Source organism: Streptomyces sp. NPDC107471 (genome assembly GCF_055582845.1).
In genome coordinates this window covers 135,471-158,164 of sequence record NZ_JBVJPC010000009.1, presented here as the reverse complement: position 1 = coordinate 158,164, position 22,694 = coordinate 135,471, and the positions used below count along the sequence as shown (strand labels likewise).

The 22,694-nt window shown below is 72.6% G+C and carries 26 protein-coding genes; 5 read left to right on the top strand and 21 right to left on the bottom strand.

All coding sequences use genetic code 11. The features are described 5' to 3' along the window. Nucleotides 1-2 precede the first annotated feature (2 nt). From trpA to hisI, 9 genes are all read right to left on the bottom strand, one after another. Complete coding sequence (trpA, locus tag ACZ66S_RS28875) at nucleotides 3-839, bottom strand: tryptophan synthase subunit alpha (RefSeq protein WP_469904464.1); 837 nt, start codon at nucleotides 837-839, stop codon at nucleotides 3-5. Then, nucleotides 836-2,122, bottom strand: coding sequence for a tryptophan synthase subunit beta (trpB, locus tag ACZ66S_RS28870; protein WP_469904463.1), 1,287 nt, complete (start codon nucleotides 2,120-2,122; stop codon nucleotides 836-838). Before trpB ends, trpA begins: the two co-directional genes overlap by 4 nt. Nucleotides 2,123-2,181: 59 nt before the next feature. Continuing rightward, nucleotides 2,182-2,403: a tryptophan biosynthesis modulator TrpM gene (gene trpM / locus ACZ66S_RS28865; protein WP_436844100.1), complete on the bottom strand. Its 222-nt coding sequence runs from the start codon at nucleotides 2,401-2,403 to the stop codon at nucleotides 2,182-2,184. Between the two features lie 22 nt (nucleotides 2,404-2,425). Continuing rightward, a complete protein-coding gene (trpC, locus tag ACZ66S_RS28860) occupies nucleotides 2,426-3,235 on the bottom strand; it encodes an indole-3-glycerol phosphate synthase TrpC (RefSeq protein WP_053853133.1) in 810 nt (269 codons plus the stop codon). 184 nt (nucleotides 3,236-3,419) lie between these two features. Continuing rightward, nucleotides 3,420-3,860: a DUF2752 domain-containing protein gene (locus ACZ66S_RS28855; RefSeq protein ID WP_469904462.1), complete on the bottom strand. Its 441-nt coding sequence runs from the start codon at nucleotides 3,858-3,860 to the stop codon at nucleotides 3,420-3,422. A gap of 78 nt (nucleotides 3,861-3,938) precedes the next feature. After that, on the bottom strand, nucleotides 3,939-4,187 hold the full coding sequence (locus ACZ66S_RS28850; RefSeq protein WP_280852056.1) for an HGxxPAAW family protein: 249 nt from the start codon (nucleotides 4,185-4,187) through the stop codon (nucleotides 3,939-3,941). A gap of 165 nt (nucleotides 4,188-4,352) precedes the next feature. Further along, complete coding sequence (locus ACZ66S_RS28845; protein WP_469904461.1) at nucleotides 4,353-4,994, bottom strand: TIGR02234 family membrane protein; 642 nt, start codon at nucleotides 4,992-4,994, stop codon at nucleotides 4,353-4,355. A 51-nt stretch (nucleotides 4,995-5,045) separates the two neighbouring features. Beyond that, nucleotides 5,046-6,524, bottom strand: coding sequence for an anthranilate synthase component I (locus tag ACZ66S_RS28840; RefSeq protein ID WP_469904460.1), 1,479 nt, complete (start codon nucleotides 6,522-6,524; stop codon nucleotides 5,046-5,048). Nucleotides 6,525-6,535: 11 nt separating this feature from the next. After that, a complete protein-coding gene (hisI, locus tag ACZ66S_RS28835; protein ID WP_469904459.1) occupies nucleotides 6,536-6,931 on the bottom strand; it encodes a phosphoribosyl-AMP cyclohydrolase in 396 nt (131 codons plus the stop codon). Nucleotides 6,932-7,013: 82 nt separating this feature from the next. Here hisI and ACZ66S_RS28830 point away from each other — a divergent pair, with 82 nt between their 5' ends. After that, the gene (locus ACZ66S_RS28830; protein WP_469904458.1) at nucleotides 7,014-7,649 is read left to right on the top strand and encodes a TIGR03085 family metal-binding protein; all 636 of its coding nucleotides are present in this window, start codon (nucleotides 7,014-7,016) and stop codon (nucleotides 7,647-7,649) included. A 165-nt stretch (nucleotides 7,650-7,814) separates the two neighbouring features. Here ACZ66S_RS28830 and ACZ66S_RS28825 read toward each other — a convergent pair whose 3' ends face one another. From ACZ66S_RS28825 to hisD, 9 genes are all read right to left on the bottom strand, one after another. Beyond that, nucleotides 7,815-9,065, bottom strand: coding sequence for an MFS transporter (locus tag ACZ66S_RS28825; protein ID WP_469904457.1), 1,251 nt, complete (start codon nucleotides 9,063-9,065; stop codon nucleotides 7,815-7,817). Between the two features lie 181 nt (nucleotides 9,066-9,246). Further along, nucleotides 9,247-10,002 carry an imidazole glycerol phosphate synthase subunit HisF gene (gene hisF / locus ACZ66S_RS28820; protein WP_469904456.1) on the bottom strand — a complete coding sequence of 252 codons (756 nt, stop codon included), beginning with the start codon at nucleotides 10,000-10,002 and terminating at the stop codon, nucleotides 9,247-9,249. Further along, nucleotides 9,999-10,397, bottom strand: coding sequence for a RidA family protein (locus ACZ66S_RS28815; protein ID WP_469904455.1), 399 nt, complete (start codon nucleotides 10,395-10,397; stop codon nucleotides 9,999-10,001). The genes hisF and ACZ66S_RS28815 overlap by 4 nt, the downstream gene beginning before the upstream one ends. Continuing rightward, a complete protein-coding gene (gene priA, locus ACZ66S_RS28810) occupies nucleotides 10,394-11,122 on the bottom strand; it encodes a bifunctional 1-(5-phosphoribosyl)-5-((5-phosphoribosylamino)methylideneamino)imidazole-4-carboxamide isomerase/phosphoribosylanthranilate isomerase PriA (RefSeq protein WP_053850461.1) in 729 nt (242 codons plus the stop codon). The genes ACZ66S_RS28815 and priA overlap by 4 nt, the downstream gene beginning before the upstream one ends. Beyond that, nucleotides 11,122-11,769: an imidazole glycerol phosphate synthase subunit HisH gene (gene hisH, locus ACZ66S_RS28805; RefSeq protein ID WP_469904454.1), complete on the bottom strand. Its 648-nt coding sequence runs from the start codon at nucleotides 11,767-11,769 to the stop codon at nucleotides 11,122-11,124. The genes priA and hisH overlap by 1 nt, the downstream gene beginning before the upstream one ends. Further along, nucleotides 11,766-11,930: a hypothetical protein gene (locus ACZ66S_RS28800; protein ID WP_053850463.1), complete on the bottom strand. Its 165-nt coding sequence runs from the start codon at nucleotides 11,928-11,930 to the stop codon at nucleotides 11,766-11,768. Before ACZ66S_RS28800 ends, hisH begins: the two co-directional genes overlap by 4 nt. Further along, the gene (hisB, locus tag ACZ66S_RS28795) at nucleotides 11,927-12,520 is read right to left on the bottom strand and encodes an imidazoleglycerol-phosphate dehydratase HisB (protein WP_123988567.1); all 594 of its coding nucleotides are present in this window, start codon (nucleotides 12,518-12,520) and stop codon (nucleotides 11,927-11,929) included. The genes ACZ66S_RS28800 and hisB overlap by 4 nt, the downstream gene beginning before the upstream one ends. Further along, the gene (locus tag ACZ66S_RS28790; protein ID WP_469904453.1) at nucleotides 12,517-13,635 is read right to left on the bottom strand and encodes a histidinol-phosphate transaminase; all 1,119 of its coding nucleotides are present in this window, start codon (nucleotides 13,633-13,635) and stop codon (nucleotides 12,517-12,519) included. Before ACZ66S_RS28790 ends, hisB begins: the two co-directional genes overlap by 4 nt. Continuing rightward, entirely contained in the window at nucleotides 13,632-14,972 is a 1,341-nt protein-coding gene (gene hisD / locus ACZ66S_RS28785; protein WP_469904452.1) for a histidinol dehydrogenase, read from the bottom strand. The genes ACZ66S_RS28790 and hisD overlap by 4 nt, the downstream gene beginning before the upstream one ends. 192 nt (nucleotides 14,973-15,164) lie before the next feature. Here hisD and ACZ66S_RS28780 point away from each other — a divergent pair, with 192 nt between their 5' ends. The 4 genes from ACZ66S_RS28780 to ybaK all read left to right on the top strand — a co-directional run bounded on the left by ACZ66S_RS28780 (nucleotide 15,165) and on the right by ybaK (nucleotide 19,156). Further along, the gene (locus ACZ66S_RS28780) at nucleotides 15,165-16,751 is read left to right on the top strand and encodes an oxidoreductase (RefSeq protein WP_469904451.1); all 1,587 of its coding nucleotides are present in this window, start codon (nucleotides 15,165-15,167) and stop codon (nucleotides 16,749-16,751) included. 121 nt (nucleotides 16,752-16,872) lie between these two features. Next, nucleotides 16,873-17,883, top strand: coding sequence for a hypothetical protein (locus ACZ66S_RS28775; protein ID WP_469904450.1), 1,011 nt, complete (start codon nucleotides 16,873-16,875; stop codon nucleotides 17,881-17,883). Between the two features lie 11 nt (nucleotides 17,884-17,894). Then, entirely contained in the window at nucleotides 17,895-18,635 is a 741-nt protein-coding gene (locus ACZ66S_RS28770; RefSeq protein ID WP_469904449.1) for an LON peptidase substrate-binding domain-containing protein, read from the top strand. 17 nt (nucleotides 18,636-18,652) lie between these two features. After that, nucleotides 18,653-19,156 carry a Cys-tRNA(Pro) deacylase gene (ybaK, locus tag ACZ66S_RS28765; RefSeq protein WP_469904448.1) on the top strand — a complete coding sequence of 168 codons (504 nt, stop codon included), beginning with the start codon at nucleotides 18,653-18,655 and terminating at the stop codon, nucleotides 19,154-19,156. An 860-nt stretch (nucleotides 19,157-20,016) separates the two neighbouring features. Here the strand turns inward: ybaK and ACZ66S_RS28760 are convergent. The 3 genes from ACZ66S_RS28760 to ACZ66S_RS28750 all read right to left on the bottom strand — a co-directional run bounded on the left by ACZ66S_RS28760 (nucleotide 20,017) and on the right by ACZ66S_RS28750 (nucleotide 22,601). Next, nucleotides 20,017-20,694, bottom strand: coding sequence for an AAA family ATPase (locus tag ACZ66S_RS28760; protein WP_469904447.1), 678 nt, complete (start codon nucleotides 20,692-20,694; stop codon nucleotides 20,017-20,019). A gap of 34 nt (nucleotides 20,695-20,728) precedes the next feature. Then, nucleotides 20,729-21,553, bottom strand: a complete 825-nt coding sequence (locus tag ACZ66S_RS28755) for an ABC transporter permease (RefSeq protein ID WP_469904446.1) — start codon at nucleotides 21,551-21,553, stop codon at nucleotides 20,729-20,731. Between the two features lie 73 nt (nucleotides 21,554-21,626). Continuing rightward, nucleotides 21,627-22,601, bottom strand: coding sequence for an ABC transporter ATP-binding protein (locus ACZ66S_RS28750; protein WP_469904445.1), 975 nt, complete (start codon nucleotides 22,599-22,601; stop codon nucleotides 21,627-21,629). Nucleotides 22,602-22,694: the final 93 nt, after the last annotated feature.

Sequence of the window (22,694 nt, the reverse complement as noted above, 5' to 3'; positions counted from 1 at the left end):
ACCTACACCTGTCGGCGCACGCCCTTCGCCAGCTCGCCCGCTAGCCCGCGGACGGCCTCGGCGCCGGCCTTGTCGTCCGGCGCGTCCAGCATCCGCTTCACGAAGGCCGAGCCGACGATCACACCGTCGGCGAAGCCGGCCACCTCCGCGGCCTGTTCGGCGTTGGAGACACCGAGCCCGACGCAGACGGGCAGTCCGGTGCCGGTGGCCCGGGTGCGCTCGACCAGGTCCTGGGCCTGCGCCCCGACCGACTCGCGGGTGCCCGTGACGCCCATGAGCGAGGCGGCGTACACGAACCCGCTGCCCGCCGCGGTGATCTCGGCGAGCCGCGCGTCCTTGCTGCTGGGCGCGACCACGAAGACCGTGGCGAGCCCGTGCTTCTCGGCGTGCTCCCGCCACAGCGCCGACTCCTGCACGGGCAGGTCGGGCAGGATGCAGCCCGCGCCGCCCGCCTCGGCGAGCTCGGCGGTGAAGCGCTCGACGCCGTAGCGGTCGATGGGGTTCCAGTACGTCATCACGAGCACCGGCTTGCCGGTGGCCTCGTAGGTCTCCCTGACCGTCCGCATCACGTCCGCGATCCTGACGCCGCCGCGCAGGGCGATGTCGTCGGCGGTCTGGATGACGGGGCCGTCGAGGACGGGGTCGCTGTGCGGCAGACCGACCTCGACGATGTCCGCGCCGCCGTCGAAGGCGGCCTTGATCGCCTCGATGCCGCCGTCCACGGTCGGGAACCCGGCCGGGAGGTAGGCGATGAGCGCGGCGCGGCCCTCGGCCTTGGCGGCGGCGAGGGTGTCCGACAGCAGTTGGCCCTTCTTGCTGTTCAGCCCGGTCCCGCTCACTTTGCGTCCCCCTCGATCTCCGCGCCGGTGCCGGCCTCGTCCGCCGCGACGGCGGCGTCGGTGTCGTAGAGGCCGAAGTAGCGCGCGGCCGTGTCCATGTCCTTGTCGCCGCGACCGGACAGGTTGACGACGATCAGCCCGTCCTTGCCGAGCTCCTTGCCGACCTCCAGGGCGCCGGCCAGCGCGTGCGCGCTCTCGATTGCCGGGATGATGCCCTCGGTGCGGGACAGCAGGCGCAGGGCCTGCATGGCCGCGTCGTCGGTGACCGCGCGGTACTCGCCGCGGCCGGAGTCCTTGAGGTAGGAGTGCTCGGGGCCGATGCCCGGGTAGTCCAGACCGGCCGAGATCGAGTACGGCTCGGTGATCTGGCCCTCCTCGTCCTGGAGGACGTAGGAGCGGGAGCCGTGCAGGATGCCGGGCTCGCCCGCGGTGAGGGTCGCCGCGTGCTCGCCGGTCTCCACGCCGTGCCCGGCCGGCTCGCAGCCGATGAGGCGTACGCCGGTGTCGGGGATGAAGGCGTGGAAGAGGCCGATGGCGTTGGAGCCGCCGCCGACGCAGGCGATGGCCGCGTCGGGCAGCCGGCCGGCCCGCTCCAGGAGCTGGCGGCGGGCCTCGACGCCGATGACCCGGTGGAAGTCGCGGACCATGGCCGGGAAGGGGTGCGGGCCCGCGACCGTGCCGAACAGGTAGTGCGTGCGGTCGACGTTGGCGACCCAGTCGCGGAACGCCTCGTTGATCGCGTCCTTCAGGGTGCGGCTGCCGGACTTCACGGCGATGACCTCGGCGCCGAGCATCCGCATCCGGGCCACGTTGAGCGCCTGGCGCTGGGTGTCGATCTCGCCCATGTAGATGGTGCACTCGAGGCCGAACAGCGCGCAGGCGGTGGCCGTGGCGACGCCGTGCTGGCCGGCGCCGGTCTCCGCGATGACCCGGGTCTTGCCCATGCGCTTGGTGAGCAGGGCCTGACCGAGGACATTGTTGATCTTGTGGGAGCCGGTGTGGTTGAGGTCCTCCCGCTTGAGGAAGACCGTGGCGCCGCCGGCGTGCTCGGCGAACCTGGGCACCTCGGTGAGTGCCGAGGGCCGGCCGGTGTAGTGCACGAGCAGGTCGTCGAGCTCGCGGGCGAACTCGGGGTCGTGCTTGGCCTTGTCGTACTCGACGGCGACCTCGTCCACGGCGGCGACGAGGGCCTCCGGGATGAACTTGCCGCCGTAGGCGCCGAAGTAGCCTTCGGCGCTGGGAACTTGACCCTCGGGGTCGGGGATGAAGAACTCGCTGGGCATGGCTGAACCTCACGGTGAGTGCGTGAAAAAGACACTGAGCGCCGTGGGGGGCGGAGAAGTCAGTTGGCTGCGGGACCGTTTGGGCTGGTCGCGCAGTTCCCCGCGCCCCTGACGGGGCGCTGCCATCGCATGCCGTTCACCTGACCGGGTTCGTCCCCGATGACGTAGCGCACTCGACGCCCGTGCACCCTGCGTGCGGGCGCGCGGCAACCACGGGGGCGGCAGCCGCGCGCGAGGCGGGCGTACCGGTCCGTGGCTGTCGTGAAGGTCGTCGGAGTCATCGCGGACAAGCCTAGCGGGTGATCATCCGCGCCCGTGGCGCAGTGCGGGATGCTCGCCCGCCGCCACCAGGTCCGCGACCGCCGTCTTGGGATCCTTGCCGGTGACCAGGGACTCGCCCACCAGGACCGCGTCGGCGCCGGCGTTGGCGTAGGCGATCAGGTCGTGCGGGCCGCGGACTCCGGACTCGGCGACCTTGACCAGGTGGGCGGGGATCTCGGGGGCGATGCGCTCGAAGGTGCCGCGGTCGACCTCGAGGGTCTTGAGGTTGCGCGCGTTGACACCGATGATCTTCGCTCCGGCGTCCACCGCGCGCTCGATCTCGTCCTCGTCGTGGACCTCGACGAGCGGGGTGAGCCCGATGGACTCGGCGCGCTCGATCAGGGACTCCAGGGCGGGCTGCTCCAGGGCCGCGACGATGAGCAGCGCGAGGTCGGCGCCGTAGGCCCGGGCCTCCCAGAGCTGGTACGACGTGACGATGAAGTCCTTGCGCAGGACCGGGATGTCCACGCGCGCGCGGACGGCCTCCAGGTCGGCCAGCGAGCCGCCGAAGCGGCGCTGTTCGGTGAGGACGGAGATGACGGCCGCACCGCCCGCCTCGTAGTCGGCGGCGAGGCCCGCCGGGTCGGCGATCGCGGCCAGCGCGCCCTTGGAGGGGCTGGAGCGCTTCACCTCGCAGATGACCTTGACGCCGTCGCCGCGCAGTGCGGCCACGCCGTCCTTGGCCGCGGGAGCCTTCGCCGCGCGCTCCTTGAGCTCGTCGAGGCTGACGCGCGCCTGCCGTTCCGCGAGGTCGGCACGGACTCCGTCGATGATCTCGTCGAGCACACTCACGCGAGCGGCCCCCTTCCAGACGGTTGACAGTTCCAGCGACCGATGAAAACAGGTGGTCACTGCGATGGTATCCGCAGGAGGGCGTAGCCCTCGCATCCGGTTGACGCCGGTACGTTCCCCACCCTCGAACAAGCTTCGCACGCTCGGGCGGGAGGTGCCCCCGTACTGGACGTTCGCCGGTTGATCAAGGATGGAGCCAGCCACCGAAGGGCAGGTTCCGGACAACCGTGAAGACCAGCAGCAACGCCCCCGCCGTCCACAGGTGCACCGGTCCGAGACCGAGCCGCAGCGGCCGTCCGCGCGCCGCGCGGACCACCCAGACGGTCCACAGCACGGCGAAGCCCAGATAGCCCACGACGGCGAGCGCGTTGTCCTGGAGGGCGGCCATGAGGTCACCGTGCACGAAGGCGTGCGCGCTGCGCAGTCCGCCGCAGCCGGGGCAGTACAGGCCGGTGATCCGGTAGAGCGGGCAGACGGGGTAGTGGCCGGGCTGGTTCGGGTCCACGGTCCCCACGTACGCGAAGGCCCCGGCCACGGCCGCGAGGATCCCGCCCGGGACGGCCAGGCGTCCGGACAGACCGGTCCGGGACGGCATGCGCTCAGTGTCGGCGTTCACGTCCGGCATTGTCCCCCGTCCTCCCGTGGAACGCGTGAGGGGCGGCCCCGGCACTTCCGCCGGGCCGCCCCTTCACGAGGTGCTGGGTCAGCTCTTGGCGTCCGCCGACTCGGGCTGGGCGGTGGCGAGCGGCTTGTGGGTGTCCTTCGGCATGCCCATCCCCATCGCGCTCATGATCCAGCCGACGATGCCGCCGACGACCACGATCGCCATACCGGCCCAGAAGCCCGCCGGCTGGGCCATCACCATGAAGGCGCCCGCGACGCAGAAACCGATGAAGGCGATAGTGACACCGGTCCAGGCGGCCGGGGTGTGACCGTGGCTGCTGCCCGCCATTGCTTGCTCCTAGGTGCTGAAGTACGTGACTGAGCCGGACGCTCGGGGTCCATTGTTCCGCACGCGAGGACGCGACGTGTGCGGGGGTCGCCCGGACGCGCCCCGCAGGGGCGCGGGGAACTGCGCGCGACAGGCCCCCACGGACCCGCGGCCGGGATCCGACCGCTACGCCCCCGTCGGATCCTCCCCACGATCCAGCGCCTTCCAGATGTCCTCGGGCCGGTCGGGATCCACCGGCACAGGCTTGCGCCGCACCCGGGGCGCCCCGTCCCGCTCGTAGCGCCCCGACATCGCGGGCCACAGCCGCCCGTACCGCAGAGCGAGCAGTCCGGCCAGGAGGATCAGCGCGCCCCCGACCACGGCCGCGTAGGGCCAAGCGGTGTGCGAGAGCTCGGAGACCGTCGCCGACGTGTCCCCGGACGCCTTCGCGGCCTGCTCGTCCAGCGCCGAGGAGTCACCCGCGCCGATCAGGGCCGCCACCACGATCCCCGCGCCGGAGAGCGCCAGCACCGCGGAGACGAGCAGCCGTCCCGCCTTGCGCACGGCGAAGACGGCGACGAGCGCGGCGAGGCCCACTATGGCCAGCGCGGCCGGCACACCGGTCACGTCGCTGCCCTTGGCGGTCAGGGGAAACGCGCCGCCGGCCACCGTCGCGGTCCCCTCCGACCAGCGCTGACGGGTCGCCAGCAGTGCCACGGCCGCGCCGAGCGCACCGGCCAGCAGGGCTGTGGCGAGACTGATGCGGCCGGCCCTGGCGGGTCCTGCGGCTTCTGAACGGGGGTGAGGTACGGCAGTCACGTACCCCACTATCACCCGAACCGGGGGCGAACGGTCACCCGGGGCCGCGTGAGAATCGCCCTACTCGCCGAGTCGGTTCGCCGTGTGGACCGCCCGCAGGACCGCCGCCGCCTTGTTGCGGCACTCCGTGTCCTCGGCGACCGGGTCGGAGTCGGCGACGACGCCGGCGCCCGCCTGGACGTAGGCCGTGCCGTCGCGCAGGAGGGCCGTACGGATGGCGATCGCGGTGTCGGAGTCGCCCGCGAAGTCGAGGTAGCCGACGCAGCCGCCGTACAACCCGCGCCGGGACGGCTCCAGTTCGTCGATGATCTGCATCGCGCGGGGCTTGGGGGCGCCGGAGAGGGTGCCCGCGGGGAAGCAGGCGGTGAGGACGTCGAAGGCGGTGCGGCCGGGGGCGACCTTGCCGGTGACCGTGGAGACGATGTGCATCACGTGGGAGTACCGCTCGACGGACATGAAGTCGACGACCTCGACCGAGCCGGGCTCGCAGACCCGCCCCAGGTCGTTGCGGCCGAGGTCGACGAGCATGAGGTGCTCGGCGCGCTCCTTGGGGTCGGCGAGCAGTTCGTCGGCGAGGGCCTGGTCCTCCTGCGGGGTCGCGCCGCGCCAGCGGGTGCCGGCGATGGGGTGGACCATGGCGTGTCCGTCCTCGACCTTGACCAGGGCCTCGGGGGACGAGCCCACGACGTCGAAGCCGTCGAAGCGGAACAGGTACATGTACGGGGAGGGGTTGGTGGCCCGCAGGACCCGGTAGACGTCCAGCGCGCTCGCCGTGCACGGCGTCTCGAAGCGCTGCGAGGGGACGACCTGGAAGGCCTCACCGGCCCGGATGCGCTCCTTGATGTCCTCGACGGCCCGCTGGAAGTCGGGGCCGCCCCAGAGCGCGGTGTACTCGGGCAGTTCGGAGGGCGGGAGGACCGCCGGGGGCTGGGCCACCGCGCGGGACAGGTCCGCCTCCATGGCGTCCAGGCGGGCCACCGCGTCCGCGTGGGCCTCGTCGACGCCGGTGTCGAGGTCGTTGTGGTTGATCGCGTTGGCGATCAGCAGGACCGAGCCCTCCCAGTGGTCCATGACGGCGAGGTCGCTGGTCAGGAGCATGGTCAGCTCGGGCAGCCTGAGGTCGTCGCGCTCGCCGGGGCCGATCTTCTCCAGGCGGCGGACGATGTCGTAGCCGAGGTAGCCGACCATGCCGCCGGTGAACGGCGGCAGGCCCTCCTGGTGGGGGGTGTGCAGGGCCTCGATGGTGGCGCGCAGGGCGGCCAGCGGGTCGCCGTCGACGGGGACGCCGACCGGCGGGGTGCCGAGCCAGTGGGCCTGGCCGTCACGGGCCGTCAGGGTCGCGGCGGAGCGGACGCCGACGAAGGAGTAGCGGGACCACGAGCGGCCGTTCTCCGCGGATTCCAGCAGGAAGGTGCCGGGGCGCTCGGCGGCGAGCTTGCGGTAGAGGGCGACCGGGGTGTCGCCGTCGGCCAGGAGCTTGCGCGTGACGGGGATGACACGGCGGTCGGTGGCCAGCTTGCGGAAGGTCTCGAGGTCCATGGCGGCTGACCTTACTGACCCGGGGCGGTGGCGCCGGAATCGGCGCCGTCCTTGCGGAGCACGTCCTCGTCGAAGCAGGTCCGCGCGCCGGTGTGGCAGGCGGCGCCGACCTGGTCGACCTTGACGAGCACGGTGTCGGCGTCGCAGTCGAGGGCGACGGACCTGACCCACTGGACGTGGCCGGAGGTGTCGCCCTTGACCCAGTACTCCCCGCGGCTGCGCGACCAGTAGGTGCAGCGGCCGGTGGTCAGCGTGCGGTGCAGCGCCTCGTCGTCCATCCAGCCGAGCATGAGCACCTCACCGGTGTCGTACTGCTGGGCGATGGCGGGGACGAGCCCGTCGGCGCTGCGCTTGAGGCGCGCGGCGATCTCGGGGTCGAGGCTGCTGGGCGGGGGCGTGCTGGTCATGGGAGCCATTGTGCCGCGCGCCACTGACAGTGACCGTGGGTGTCCACTGTGCGGACCCGGAGTGCGGTCGTAGGCTGACTGCATGTCGACTTTCGCCAAGCGTGAACGACTTCTCCTCGCCGACCTGTTGGAGGCCGAGGGTCCGGACGCCCCCACTCTCTGCGAGGGCTGGCTCACCCGCGATCTCGCGGCGCACGTGGTGGTGCGCGAGCGCCGTCCCGACGCCGCCGGGGGTCTGCTGATCAAGCAGCTCGCGTCCCGCCTGGACCGGGTGATGGCCGAGTTCTCCGAGAAGCCCTACGAGGAGCTGATCCAGCTCATCCGTACGGGCCCGCCGCGTTTCTCGCCGTTCCAGCTCAAGCAGGTCGAGGAGCTGTCGAACACGGTGGAGTTCTACGTCCACACGGAGGACGTCCGCCGGGCCCGTCCCGACTGGGCGCCGCGCGAGCTGGACCCGGTCTTCCAGGACGCCCTGTGGTCCCGCCTGGAGCGCACCGCCCGACTGATGGGCCGCGGTGTCCCGACCGGTCTGGTGCTGCGCCGCCCGGACGGCCAGACCGCGGTCGCCCACCGGGGCACCCCGGTCGTGACGGCGACGGGTGAGCCCTCGGAGCTGCTGCTGTTCCTGTACGGGCGGCAGAGCGCGGCCAAGGTGGATCTGGACGGCGACAAGGAGGCGATCGCCAGACTGCACGAGGCAAAGGAACTCGGGATCTGACCCATCCGACGGGTCTGACGGGTAAGACGGTCAGGCGGGGCGGGCGGATCAGGCGGGTCGGCCACGTCTAACGGGCCAGGCGGGTCGGGCGGATCCGACGGGCCAGGCGGATCCGACAGATCAGGCGGACCAGGCGGATCCGACGGGTCTGACCGGTCAGGCGGGTCAGGTGGGGAGTTCGGCGCGGCGCAGGTCGGGGGCGCACAGCGCGACCACCCCGCCGAGCCCGCACACCGCCGCGCTGGTCACGAAGACCGGCCCGGTGCCCCAGACGCCGATCGCGGCGGCCGACAGCGGCATGCTGAGCGGTGCGAGGCCGAGGCTCACCAGTGAGGCGACGGCGGTCACGCGGCCCAGGCGGGCGGGGTCGGCCTGGGTCTGGAGCAGGGCGACGCACAGGGCGCCGCTGAGCCCGGCGAGCACTCCGATCAGCAGGGCGGTCCCGGCGGCCGCGACGACGTCCGGGACGAAGGCGAGCGCGCCGATGGCGACCGCCCCGCAGAGACAGGCGTACGCCATCACGTGCCCGGCGTGCGGCACGCGCCCGCGTACGGCCAGCAGCAGCGAGGCGAGCCCGGCTCCGGCCCCGAACCCGCCCAGCACCCAACCCATCCCGGAGGCGCCCCAGCCGCGCTCGTCGGCCAGCAGGCTCAGACCGACGTTGAGGGGCCCCACGAAGCCGAGGTCGCCGAGGGCGATGGCCAGCATCAGCGGGGCGAGGACGCGGTGGCGGCGGATGTACCCCAGTCCGGCACGCAGGTCGTGCCACGGAGTGCTCTCGGCCTCTTCGTCGTCGTCGCCCGCGGGCAGGGGCCGTATGCGCACGGCGATCAGCAGGGGCACGGACACCGCGATCAGCGCTCCCGCGAGGGCGAACGCGGCCGCCGCTCCCCCGACCGCCACCGCGAGGCCGCCGAGCGGGCCGCCCACCACGCTCGCGAAACGGATGCCGAGCCCCCGCAGGCCCTGCACGCGCGCGAGCTGGCCGCGACTCGTCACGCGCGCGGGGAGGGCTCCCACGGCCGGCACGAACACGGCGTCGACGGTGCCGAAGACGAGCCCCAGCACGGCCAGCGGCCACAGCCCGGGAGTGGTGAGGAACAGCAGCCCCGCCACGGCGAGCACGGCCGCGCAGCGCACCGCGTCGCTGCCGATGACGACCCGGCGCGGTCCGAACCGGTCGGCGATCACTCCTCCGCCGAGCATGAGCAGGGCCCGTGGGAGCGCGCTGACGGCCGTCACGATCCCGGCCTGCGCGGGTGTGCCGGACTGGACGGCCGCCCAGGACAGCGCGAGGTAGTAGACGCTGTCGCCGGTCATCGAGGCGGTGTAGGCGGCGAGCCAGCGCAGGACGTTGCCGTCGCGGTGGGCGGGGGTGCCGAGGACGTCGCCCTGGGCGGTGAGCGCGGCGGTCACGGGAGCGGGTCCTCTCGGAGGCGGAACGGGAAGCCGTACGTGTGCGGCGCGACCTTCTCGCGCCTCCCGGTGCCTCCCGCGGCCCCGCCCTTCTCGTCGTGCTTCCTGGCGAGCGCGGGCAACTCCGCGCGCGGCTCGACCGCGCGGCGGGGACCGCCGCCGTCCACGCCCCGGGGTGCGATCAGCGGACGGGGTGTCCCGCCCCCCGCAGCGTCTCCTTCACCTCGCCGATCCGCAGATCGCCGAAGTGGAACACCGAGGCCGCCAGCACCGCGTCCGCGCCCGCTCCGACGGCAGGCGGGAAGTGGTCGAGCCGGCCCGCGCCGCCGGAGGCGATCAGCGGGACGGTGACGTGCTTGCGGACGGCCTCGATCATCTCCAGGTCGTAGCCGTCCTTGGTGCCGTCCGCGTCCATCGAGTTGAGCAGGATCTCCCCGGCGCCCAGCTCGGCGGCCCGGTGCGCCCACTCGACGGCGTCGATGCCGGTGCCCTTGCGGCCGCCGTGCGTGGTCACCTCGAAGGAACCCGTCTCGGTGCGCCGCGCGTCCACCGAGAGCACCAGCACCTGTCGGCCGAAGCGTTCCGCGATCTCGCGGATCAGGTCGGGACGGGCGATCGCCGCCGTGTTGACGCCCACCTTGTCCGCGCCCGCCCTCAGCAGCCTGTCCACGTCCTCGGCCGTACGGACCCCGCCGCCGACCGTCAGCGGGATGAACACCTGCTCGGCGGTGCGGCGCACCACGTCGTAGGTGGTCTCGCGGTTGCCGGAGGAGGCGGTGATGTCCAGGAACGTCAACTCGTCGGCGCCCTCGGCGTCGTACACCTTGGCCATCTCGACGGGGTCGCCCGCGTCACGCAGGTTCTGGAAGTTGACGCCCTTGACGACCCGGCCGTTGTCCACGTCCAGGCAGGGGATGACTCGTACGGCGAGGGTCATGCTGCGGGGTCTCCTCGGAACGCCTCCACCTCGACCTCGACGACCAGGCTGGGGTCCACGAAGCCGGAGACGATGATCAGTGATGCGGCGGGCCGGACGGTGTCGAACAGCTCCTTGTGGGCGCGTCCGACCTCCTCCACGTCCCGGGCGTGCGTGATGTACAGGCGCGTGCGCACCACGTCCTCCCGGCCGAGCCCGAGCTCCTTCAGCGCCTCGAAGGCGACGTTGAAGGAGTTGACCGTCTGCTCGTACGGGTCGCCCGCGGCGATCTCCCCGTCCACCACCGAGGTGCAGCCGGAGACCAGCACCAGGCCGTTGGGGAGTTCCACCGCGCGGGAGTACCCGAAGGTGTCCTCCCAGGGCGCACCGGTCGTGACGCGTCGCAGATCGCTCACTGAGCCACCGCCTCCAAGGCCTCTTCCAGGGTGAACGCCTTCGCGTAGAGCGCCTTCCCGACGATGGAGCCCTCGACACCGAGCGGGACCAGTTCGGCGATGGCCCGCAGGTCGTCCAGCGAGGACACCCCGCCGGAGGCCACCACCGGGCGGTCGGTCGCCGCGCAGACGTTCCTCAGCAGCTCCAGGTTGGGGCCCTGGAGCGTGCCGTCCTTGGCGATGTCGGTGACGACGTACCGGGCGCAGCCCTCCTTGTCGAGCCGCTCCAGCGCCTCGTAGAGGTCGCCGCCCTCGCTGGTCCAGCCGCGGCCCTTGAGGGTCGTCCCGCGCACGTCGAGACCGACGGCGATCCTGTCGCCGTGCTCGGCGATGACCTTGGCGACCCACTCGGGGCTCTCCAGGGCGGCGGTGCCGAGGTTCACGCGGGTGCAGCCGGTGGCGAGGGCGGCCGCCAGGGAGGCGTCGTCGCGGATGCCGCCGGACAGCTCGACCTTGATGTCCATGGCCTCGGTGACCTGGCGGACCAGCTCGCGGTTGTCGCCGGTGCCGAAGGCCGCGTCCAGGTCGACCAGGTGCAGCCATTCGGCGCCCGACCGCTGCCAGGACAGAGCGGCCTCCAGCGGGGAGCCGTACGAGGTCTCGGTGCCGGACTCGCCGTGCACGAGCCGGACCGCCTGACCGTCGCGGACGTCCACGGCGGGGAGGAGTTCGAGCTTGGAAGGCATCAGAGGGTTCCGATCCAGTTGTTCAGAAGCTGCGCACCGGCGTCGCCGGACTTCTCGGGGTGGAACTGCGTGGCCCACAGGGCGCCGTTCTCCACGGCGGCCACGAAGGGCTTGCCGTGCGTCGACCAGGTCACCTTGGGGGCGGTCATCGCCTTGTTGTGTGTCTCCAGGGTCCAGTCGTGGACGGCGTAGGAGTGCACGAAGTAGAAGCGGGCGTCGGCGTCCAGGCCGGCGAACAGCCGGGAGTCGGCCGGCGCGTCGACGGTGTTCCAGCCCATGTGGGGCACGACGTCGGCCTGGAGCGGCTCGACCGAGCCGGGCCACTCGTCCAGGCCCTCGGACTCCACGCCGTGCTCGATGCCGCGCGCGAAGAGGATCTGCATGCCGACGCAGATGCCCATGACCGGCCGGCCGCCGGACAGCCTGCGGTCGATGATCCAGTCGCCGCGGGCCTCGTGCAGGCCCTTCATGCAGGCGGCGAAGGCTCCGACGCCCGGCACCAGCAGGCCGTCGGCGTTCATGGCCTTGTCGTAGTCACGGGTTATCTCGACGTCGGCGCCCGCGCGCGCGAGGGCGCGCTCGGCGGACCGCACGTTGCCGAAGCCGTAGTCGAAGACGACGACCTTCTTCGAAGGAGAAGTGCTCAATTCCACACCTCCAGCCTCAGGACCCCGGCGACCAGACACATGCCGGCGGCGATGGAGAGCAGCACGATCAGGCCCTTGGGCATCTGCTGCTTGACGAAGGAGTAGATGCCGCCGGCCAGGAAGAGGCCGACGACGATCAGCAGGGTCGACAGGCCGTTCACAGCGCGCCCTTCGTGGAGGGGAGGATGCCGGCCGCGCGCGGGTCGCGCTCGGAGGCGTAGCGCAGGGCTCGCGCCAGCGCCTTGAACTGGCACTCCACGATGTGGTGGGCGTTGCGCCCGTAGGGCACGTGCACGTGCAGGGCGATCTGGGCCTGGGCCACGAAGGACTCCAGGATGTGCCGGGTCATCGTGGTGTCGTACTCGCCGATCATCGGCGCCATCTTCTCGGGCTCGGTGTGCACGAGGTAGGGGCGGCCGGACAGGTCGACGGTGACCTGGGCGAGGGACTCGTCCAGCGGGACCGTGCAGTTGCCGAAGCGGTAGATGCCCACCTTGTCGCCGAGCGCCTGCTTGAAGGCGGCGCCGAGCGCGAGGGCGGTGTCCTCGATGGTGTGGTGGGAGTCGATGTGCAGGTCGCCCTCGGTCTTCACGGTGAGGTCGAACAGACCGTGCCGGCCGAGCTGGTCGAGCATGTGGTCGTAGAAGCCGACGCCGGTCGACACCTCGACCTTCCCGCTGCCGTCGAGATCGATCTCGACGAGCACCGAGGTCTCCTTGGTGACCCGCTCCACGCGTCCTACGCGGCTCATGTGCTCTGCTCCTTCGTCAACTCACGGACCGCGTCGAAGAACGCGTCGTTCTCTTCAGGGGTTCCGGCGGACACCCGCAGCCAGCCCGGGATGCCGTTGTCCCGGACCAGGACGCCCCGGTCGAGGATCTTCTGCCAGGCCGCGTGCGAGCCGCCCTCACCGTCGAACCGCCCGAACTGCACGAAGTTCGCGTCCGACTCCACGACCTCGAAGCCGAGCGCGCGCAGCTCGCTCACCAGCCGGTCCCGCTCGGCCTTGAGCTGCTCGACGTACTTGAGCAGCGTGTCGGTGTGCTCCAGGGCGGCCAGCGCGGTCGCCTGGGTGACGGCCGACAGGTGGTAGGGCAGCCGTACGAGCTGTACGGCGTCCACGACCGCCGGGTGCGCGGCGAGGTAGCCGAGGCGCAGGCCCGCCGCCCCGAACGCCTTCGACATCGTCCTGGAGACGACGAGATTCGGCCGTCCTTCGAGGAGCGGCAGCAGGGAGTCGCCGTGGCTGAACTCGATGTACGCCTCGTCGACCACGACCATGGAGGGCTTGGCGGCCTGCGCGGCCTCGTAGAGCGCGAGGACCGTCTCGGGCGGGACCGCGTTGCCCGTGGGGTTGTTGGGGGTGGTGACGAAGACGACGTCGGGCCGGTGCGAGGCGATCGCCCGCTCGGCCGCCTCGACGTCGATGGTGAAGTCCTCGTTGCGGGGGCCCGAGATCCAGCCCGTGCCGGTGCCGCGCGCGATGAGCGCGTGCATCGAGTACGACGGCTCGAAGCCGATCGCCGTGCGGCCGGGTCCGCCGAAGGTCTGCAGGAGCTGCTGGATGACCTCGTTGGAGCCGTTCGCCGCCCAGACGTTGGCGAGACCGACCTGGTGGCCGGAGGTGTCCGTCAGGTACGCGGCGAGCCGGGTGCGCAGCTCGACGGCGTCCCGGTCCGGGTAGCGGTTGAGGTGGCGGGCGGTCTCGCGGACGCGCTCGGCGATCCGCTCGACCAGCGGCTCGGGCAGCGGGTAGGGGTTCTCGTTGGTGTTCAGCCGGACGGGGACGTCCAACTGGGGAGCGCCGTAGGGGGACTTGCCGCGCAGCTCGTCCCGTACGGGGAGATCGTCGATTCCGAACGTCACTTGCCGGGCACCTTCCAACCGAACCTGGCCTTGATCGCCGCCCCGTGGGCCGGCAGGTCCTCCGCCTCCGCCAGCGTCACCACGTGGTGCGCCACGTCCGCGAGCGCGTCCTTCGTGTAGTCGACGATGTGGATGCCGCGCAGGAAGGACTGGACGGACAGACCCGAGGAGTGGCAGGCGCAACCGCCGGTGGGCAGGACGTGGTTGGACCCGGCCGCGTAGTCGCCGAGGGACACGGGGGCCCAGGGGCCGACGAAGACCGCTCCGGCGTTGCGCACCCGGTCGGCCACCGCGGCGGCGTCGGCCGTCTGGATCTCCAGGTGCTCGGCGCCGTAGGCGTCGACGACCCGGAGGCCCTCGTCGATGCCGTCGACGAGGACGATCGCGGACTGCCTGCCCTTGAGCGCGGGCACGATCCGGTCCTCGATGTGCCGGGTGGCCGCGACCTGCGGTTCCAGCTCCTTCTCGACGGCGTCCGCGAGCTCGACGGAGTCGGTGACCAGGACGGCTGCGGCCAGCGGGTCGTGCTCGGCCTGGCTGATCAGGTCCGACGCCACGTGCACCGGGTCGGCGGTGGAGTCGGCGAGGACCGCGATCTCGGTCGGGCCCGCCTCGGCGTCGATGCCGATCTTGCCGGTGAAGTACCGCTTGGCGGCGGCGACCCAGATGTTGCCGGGGCCGGTGACCATGGTGGCGGGCGGGCAGGACTCGGTGCCGTACGCGAACATCGCGACGGCGGTCGCGCCACCGGCGGCGTAGACCTCGTCGATGCCGAGCAGGGCGCAGGCGGCGAGGATCGTCGGGTGCGGAAGCCCGCCGGCCGGGTCATTCTCAAAAGCGGGGGCCTGGGCGGGCGAGGCGAGCGCGACGGACTCCACTCCCGCCTCCTGGGCAGGCACCGCGTTCATGATCACGGAGGACGGGTAGACGGACCGGCCGCCCGGGACGTACAGCCCGACCCGGTCGACCGGAACCCACTTCTCGGTCACGCTGCCGCCGGGCACCACCTGGGTCGTGTGGGTCGTGCGGCGCTGTTCGCGGTGGACGAGGCGGGCGCGGCGGATGGACTCCTCCAGGGCCGCCCGCACCTGCGGGTCGAGTTCCTCCAGCGCGCGCGTGAGGGCCTCCGCGGGCACCCGCACCCGCTCCAGCCGCACGCCGTCGAACTTCTCGGCGAAGTCGATCAGCGCCGCGTCGCCCCGATGATGCACGGCCTCGCAGATCGGACGCACCTTCTCCAGGGCGGCCGAGACGTCGAAGTCGGCTCGGGGCAGCAGGTCGCGCAGGGCGGGGCCCTCGGGGAGGGCGTCGCCGCGCAGATCGATTCGGGAGATCACGTGGTCAATTCTCTCAGACCGCCGACAGCGCCCGTCCGGGCATTCCAGTGGCTGATACGGCACCCCGGCGGAACCCGGAAGATCAGGGGGCGTCCCCCCACAAGGCACAGTACGTCTAGTGTTCCGTGCGTCACTCAGCGGGCATGAACGGTTGTACGAAACCCGCGAGTAGATGAGGGGGATGGAAGAGACGTGACCGAGGGGGCCGGCATCCGGGACATCCGCGACGGAGACCTGCCGGACGATCTGACCGCCGCCGAGGCCGGCATGTGGCAGGCCTTCCGCAACGGCACCGTGTACGACCTGAGCAGCGGCGACACCGTCGTCGACGATCCGCACGGCGGGCACCCCTGGGGCCCCGAGCGGACGGTCCGCGCGCGGATCGTGTGCTGGCTGCTCCTGGACGGTCCGCCGGCCCTCGCCGGCCGGGTCTCGTCCCTGAAGCTCACCGGCGTGCAGATCAGCGGCACCCTGGACCTCGCGGGCGGCACGGTGGTGCCGTACATGGAGATGAAGGGCTGCCGCTTCGAGCGGGAGATCCTGCTGCCGGAGGCCCGCTTCACCACCGCGCGGTTCGTCGACTGCTCGGTGCCGCGCCTGGAGGCGGCCCGGGTGCACACCGAGGGCGATCTGCACCTGCCCCGCTGCCGCTTCCACAACGGCGTCCGGCTGACCGACGCGCACATCGGCACGGACCTGCTGATGAACCAGGCGATCGTCTACCGCGACCGCAGCGGCCGTTCCATCGCCGCCGACGGCATGACCGTCGGCCAGGACCTCCAGGCCGAACTGCTGGAGTCGCACGGCGAGCTGAGCCTGCGCAGCGCCACCATCGGCGTCTCGCTGAGCCTGCGCGGCGCCCGCCTGAACAACCCGTACACCCGGCTCGCGCTGAACGCCCCGCAGCTCACCGTCGAACGCACCCTGTACCTGACCCCGGCGGGCGTCGGCGCGTCCATGCTGAGCGGGGCCACTCCCGCGCGCGGGACCCGCATCCAGCGCTTCGAGTGCCAGGGCGGGGTGCGGCTGGACGACGGGCGGTTCGGAGACGCCCTGGACCTGGAGCGGGCCCGCTTCACCTTCACCGACGAGCAGGAGCTGTCGCTGCGCCGCATCCAGGCGCCCGAGCTGCGCTTCCTCGGCGAGAGACCGCAGCGCGGCAAGGTGGTGCTGTCGGGCGCGCGGGTCGGCAACCTAGTGGACCGGGCGAGCGCCTGGCCGGGGCCGGGCAATCTGCACATGGGCGGCTTCGCCTACGAGAACCTCGTGCCGCACGGCCCGTTCCCGCTGGCCGAGCGCCTGGACTGGGTGGCGGCCGCGACCGCCGAGTACAACCCGGAGCCGTACGAGAGGCTCGCCGCCGTGCTGCGGGCCGGCGGGGAGGACGAGGACGCCCGCGAGGTGCTGCTCGCCAAGCAGCGCCGGCGCCGCGAGAGCCTGCCGCCGGCCGCCAAGCTGTGGGGGTACGTCCAGGACTGGACCGTCGCCTACGGGTACCGGCCGGGCCGGGCCGCCGTGTGGATGGCGGTGCTGTGGGCCGCGAGCTCCGTGGCGTTCGCACACGCGAGCCATCCGCCGCTCAAGGGCGGCGACCATCCGGCCTGGAACCCCGCCCTGTTCGCCCTGGATCTGCTGCTTCCGGTGATCGACCTGGGACAGGCCGGGTTCTGGCAGTTGCGCGGCGGCTGGCAGTGGCTGGCGGCGGCGATGGTCCTCCTCGGCTGGATCCTCGCGACGACCGTGGCGGCGGGCGCCACCCGGTTGTTGCGGCGGAATTAGGGAGGTTTGCGGGGCAGAAGGTGAACGTCGGTCACGTCTTTACCGCGCCTTGACCTTCCGGCGTACAACTTTGTGTGAGTTGCACGTGCGCACTGGCGCGAGGCTGAGCCTCGGTCTTTCAATGGTCGACACCATGGCTCTGCTGCCCCCCTTCATCCGCGCCTCGCGGGTGCCCCCGTACCTCGCCGGCGGACTGCCCGCCGACGACGAGGTACTGCTCGACGCGCCCGACGAGCGACTCGGACCCGCGCTGGTCGCCGCCGGCCAGGGCGCGCACGGGCGCGCGGCCGAGCTGCTCGCCATGACCCGCGAGGACGCCGCCTGGGAACTGCGCGACCGGTACGTACGGCGGCTGTCCGCGTTCGCCCGCTCGCGCCCCGAGTGGTACGACGCCTGGCGCGCCGAGGCCCCGCACGACCCCGACCAGCTCCTGCTGGGCGCCCAGCTCGCGGTGGACCGCGCGTGGGACTCACCGGCCCGCGCGGAGCTGCTGCGCGAGGTGAGCCCGCTGATCACGGCCGCGGCCCGCGGCGAGAACCGGGACCCGGTGCCGTGGCGGATCGCGCTGGACCACGCACGCGGCTCACAGGCCGGCCACACCTACTTCGGGGAGCTCTGGGAGGCGGCCCTGCGGCGGGCCCCGCTGCACTACGGCTGCCATGTCGCCGCCCTGCGCTATCTGGCGACCTCCTGGCGGGGGTCGTACCGCGAGTGCTTCGACTTCGCCGACCGGGCCGCCCAGGACGCCCCGGCAGGCTCCCTCGTCCAGGCGCTGCCCGCGCGGGCGGCCCTCGCCTGCCTCACCGGGCCCGGCGGCGACGCGGTGCCCCGCGAGCGGCTGGACGCGGCGGCCGACCGGGCCATCGAGCTGTCGGCCACGTTCACCCCGGCCGACCCCTGGCCCGCCGAGATCCGCAACAAGCTGGTGTACGTCCTGGTCCGCCTCGGACGCTGGACGGACGCCCTGGAGCAACTGCGCATGCTCGGCCCCTACGCCACCTCGTTCCCGTGGAGCAGGGAGTCGGAGGACCCCCTGGGCCGCTTCCTGGAGGTCCGTGAGGAGGTCCGCCGGCACGCCCTGATCCATCCACGGAGTGGGCTCGGGGGACGTGTCCGCTCCAGGGGCCATTAGGCTTTGGCGCCGTGACCACCGTGCGGCTCCCGCTCTTCCCCCTGAACTCTGTGCTGTTCCCGGGGCTCGTGCTTCCTCTCAACGTCTTCGAGGAGCGCTATCGCGCCATGATGCGCGAACTGCTGAAGACCCCTGAGGAGGAACCGCGCCGGTTCGCCGTCGTGGCGATCCGCGACGGGCACGAGGTGGCGCCCAGCGCCCCCGGCCTGCCGGACCTCACGGCCGTGCCCGACTCCGGCCCCGCGGCCGGCTTCGGCGACGACCCCGTCAAGGCGTTCCACGCCGTCGGCTGCGTCGCGGACGCGGCGACGGTCCGGGAGCGGGCCGACGGCACCTTCGAGGTCCTGGCGACGGGGACGACCCGCGTCCGACTCCTGTCCGTCGACGCCTCCGGCCCGTATCTGACGGCCGAACTGGAGGAGCTGCCGGAGGACGCGGGCGACGAGTCCGGGCCCCTGGCGGAAGGGGTCCTGCGGGCCTTCCGGCAGTACCAGAAGCGCCTGGCGGGCGCCCGGGAACGCTCGCTGTCGTCCGGTGCGGACCTGCCGGACGAGCCGTCGGTCGTCTCCTACCTGGTGGCGGCCGCGATGATGCTGGACACCCCCACCAAGCAGCGCCTGCTCCAGGCCCCCGACACCGCGTCCCGGCTCCGCGACGAACTGAAACTCCTGCGCGCGGAGACGGCGATCATCCGTAATCTTCCGTCGTTGCCGGCGTCGGAACTGACGCGCGGCCCGACGAGTCTGAACTGAGGCCGGAACCCGTCAAGATGGCGAAGAAGTCGAAGAAGCAGCAGCAGTCCGCAGGCACCCCGGCGACGGTGGCCCTGACCGCCGCGGGCGTGCCCTTCACCGTGCACGCCTACGACCACGACCCCTCGCACCCGTCCTACGGCGAGGAGGCGGCCGAGGCGATGGGAGTCTCCCCGGACCGCGTCTTCAAGACGCTGGTGGCGGACGTGGACGGCGCGCTGACGGTGGCGGTGGTCCCGGTGGCGGGCTCCCTGGACCTGAAGGCCCTGGCGACGGCCGCGGGCGGCAAGCGGGCGGCGATGGCCGACCCGACCCTCGCGGAACGCACCACGGGCTATGTCCGGGGCGGCATCTCCCCGCTGGGCCAGCGCAAGAAGCTCCCCACGGTTCTGGACGCCTCCGCGTCCGCCCACGAGACGATCTGCGTCTCGGCCGGCCGCCGTGGCCTGGAGGTGGAACTGGCCCCGCAGGACCTGGCCGACCTCACGAACGCGGTCCTGGCACCCGTCGCCCGTGCGTGACCCCTCGACGAAGGCCCCTTCCTGGACTAAGCAGAAGGGGCATGTCGAAGAGAACCCGCAAGCGCAAGTGGCGCACGAAGAAGGGCCGCTCAAACCACGGCAGGCGCCCCGCGTAACGGATCGCCTCCACCCCGGACAACTCGAAACAACCCGACCGAACATCCACGACCACCTCCACAGCGACCTCCACGGGCACCTCCGTAGCGGCCTCCATGGGCCCTCAGCGGGGGCCTCGCCGGGGATCTCAGTCAGATCGTCCACAGGCTCATCCCTGTGGGCATCCGCGGGTCCCCCGCCAGGCGTCCGCAGGGCCCTCCGCGCGGGCCTCGCCGGGAATCTCATCCGTCAGACCGTCCCCAGGCGCATCCTGGGGACGTCCGCGGGTCCTCCGGTAGGACGTCCGCTAAGGCTTTCGCGGGTCCTCCGCCAAGGCCTCAGCCAGGCCGTCCGCAGACGCCTCGCCGCGGGGCGCCGCGGGTCCTCGGTCAAGGCGTTCTCAGGGGCCTCCGCGGGCCCTCGTCCGCAGCGCATCCGTGGAAACGTCCGCGGGTCCTCAGCCTGCGCATCCGCTGGGGCGTCGCCAGGGGCCTCCGTAGCGGCCTCCTCGTGTCCGCCGCAGAGGCCGCGCCAGAGGTCTCAATTATGGCGTCCGCGGGGACGTCCACAGGCCCAACGCCAGGGCGTCCACAGGGGCTTCCGTGGGTCCTCCGTCGAGGCCTCCGCCAGGCCGTCCGCGGGCGTGTCCGCGGGTTCTCCAGCCAGCACCTCCGCAGGAGCCTCCGCGGGCCCTCCGTCAAGGTGTCCGCAGGGCATCCGTGGGCGCATCCGCGGGCGCATCCGCCCCAGCGGCCGTTAAAGACCTACCGCACCGGCGCCCCGTACCCGTCCTTCGGGGTCGGTCGGCCGTGGGTCGGGTCGGGGTCTCGGGGGCCGAACAGGCCCGTGAGGCCCAGGTGCACGACGAGCGCGGCCAGCGACCAGGCGAGCAGCGCCCCCTTCGCCCCGAGCTTCAGCGGCGCGGAGAAGGTGACTCCCTTCCCGACGTCCTTGGCGTGGGCGAGCACGTCGGACGTGGGCCCGAGCCACATTCCCACCCGCCACGCGACGAGGGATGCCAGGACTCCTCCGACGGCCAGCCCCACCACCAGCGGGACCCCGCCGCGGCGCCGCCACAGGAACACCACGAGCGCGCTCACCAGACCGAAGGCCAGCGCCAGCAGCGTGAGCGTCCCGTCGACGCCGATGGCCTGCTCCCCCTCGGTGTCCTTGAGGTAGACGGCCCAGTTCCCCTGCCCGTCCACGTCGCCGACGAGCGGCACGTGCGGCGCGAGCCACCACCACAGCACGCCGAGCAACACCCCGGCGAGCGCCACGGCGACCATGATCACCAAGCCCTCCAGCAGCTCGGTCTTCATCCCGGGCCCGCCGTCCCCGTACCGGACTTCGGCGGGGGTCGCGTAGCCGGTGGCAGGGGCCTGCCACGCATCGTGCGGGGACGGTTCGTGCGGCGGCGGAGGAGGCGTCAACGGAGCGGTCACCCTGACATCGTGCCAGGCCCGCCTGTGCGGCGCGTCACCGGACGGCCGCCCGGCGATAGGCCCAGGTGGCGACGGCCAGCGAGACCACGCCCACGCACCCGCACACGGCGAGGTCGCCGAGCACGAAGGCCCAGTCGGGATGCGGCCCGAAGGTCCGCGCGAAGGCCTCCACGCCGTAGGTCGAGGGCAGCAGGTCCCGGGCGAACCGCACCGCCTCGGGCATCCGGTCGGCGGGCAGCACCCCGAGCAGCAGCGCGGCGGACATGCCGAGCTGGCCCAACAGGGTGGCCAGTTCCGGCCGGGGCGCGAGCAGCCCGAGGGCCGCGCCGAGGCCCGCCAGAGCGGCGCCCGCCAGCGGGATCACGGCCACCAGCACCCACAGGTGCGCCAGCGGCAGCCCGAACAGGACACACCCGAAGACGGCGGTCACCACGGTCCCGGGCACGGTGAAGGAGGCGTACGCCCCCGCGGCGCCGAGCACCACGGCGGCGGGCGGCACCGGCAGCGTGGCGTAGTGGTCGAGCCCGCCGCTCGCCCGCAACTGCCCGAAGTACTGTGCGAGCAGATTGAGCGCGACGAAGGCCACGACCAGCACGGACGCCCCGGCGACCACGGACTGCGCCTCACCGCCGCCGTCCACGACCCCCCGCATCAGGACCATGATCCCGACCGACTGGAAGGTCGCCACGAACAGCAGCGGGATACGGGCGACCCGGGCACGGGACAACTGCGCCCGGTACACGGCCACCAGCGACGGCCACAGCCGCGCGCGCGGCCCGAGCTCGGCGGCCGCGTCCCGGCCCGTCTCCACGACGGCCGGCGCGCCGCCCGGCAGCACCTCGGCGGGTACGACACTCACGTGGCTCGGCTCCTCTTCGCTCCGACGGTCGCCCTGTGACGTACGGACACGGCCGTCCGCGTACTCAAAGTGCTCACGCCTTCACCAGCCCCTGCTGCGCGGCCCCGCCCAGCGCGAGGTACACGTCCTCCAGGCTGGGCGTGGCGAGCGTGAAGTCGTCCAGCGCGGCGAACGCGGCCCCGCCGGTGACGGTGGCCACGACCGCGCGGGCCTCCTCGGGGGCCAGCCGCAGCGTCCAGCGGCGCCCGGCGGCCACGGCCCGGTCCTGAAGCGCGGCGACCTCGGGGACGTGCAGCGGGGCCGCCTCGCGCCACACGAGGTCGACGCGGACCTCCCCGGCGACCTGCTCCTTGAGCCCGGAAGGCGTGTCGCAGGCGATGACCCGTCCCTGGTCGAGGACGGCGACCCGGTCCAGCACGGTCTCCGCCTCGATGACGTTGTGGGTGACGAGGAGGACGGTGGTCCCCCGCTCGGCCCGCCGCCGGTCCACCGCGGACCACACCGCGCGCCGGGCCACGGGGTCCATCGCGGTGGTCGGTTCGTCGAGCACGAGCAGCGGCCGCTCCCCCACGAGCGCCGACGCGAGGCACGCGAGCCGCCGCTGTCCGCCGGACAGCTTCTTCAGCGGCCGTCCGGCGATCGGCGTGAGCCCCAGCTCGTCGAGTACGGCGTCCCGCTCGGCCCGGGCCCGCCTGGCCTCCAGTCCGCGCAGCCGGCCGGTGGTCTCGGCGGCGAGGGAGACGGTGAGTTCGTCGAGGGCGGTGGACTCCTGGCCGAGGTAGGCGAGGATCCGCGAGGCCCGGTCCGGGTGGCGCACGATGTCGTGCCCGAGGATCTCGACACTGCCGCTGTCGGGCCGCATCAGCCCGGTGAGCTGCCGTACGAGCGTGGTCTTCCCGGCGCCGTTCGGCCCGAGCAGCCCGAAGATCTCACCGCGCCGGATGTCCAGCCGTACGTCGTCGGTGGCCCGCACCTCGGGGGTCGCCGGCGTCCCGCGCCGCCCGCGCACCGCGGGATAGGTCTTGGTCAGCCCGCGCACCGCACACACGACATCCCCACTGTGTCGAAGTGCCGGTGCAGCGCGCGTACTCACAAGGGACGAGCCTACGGGGTCGGGCGGCCCCGCTCGCCCTTGGGGCGG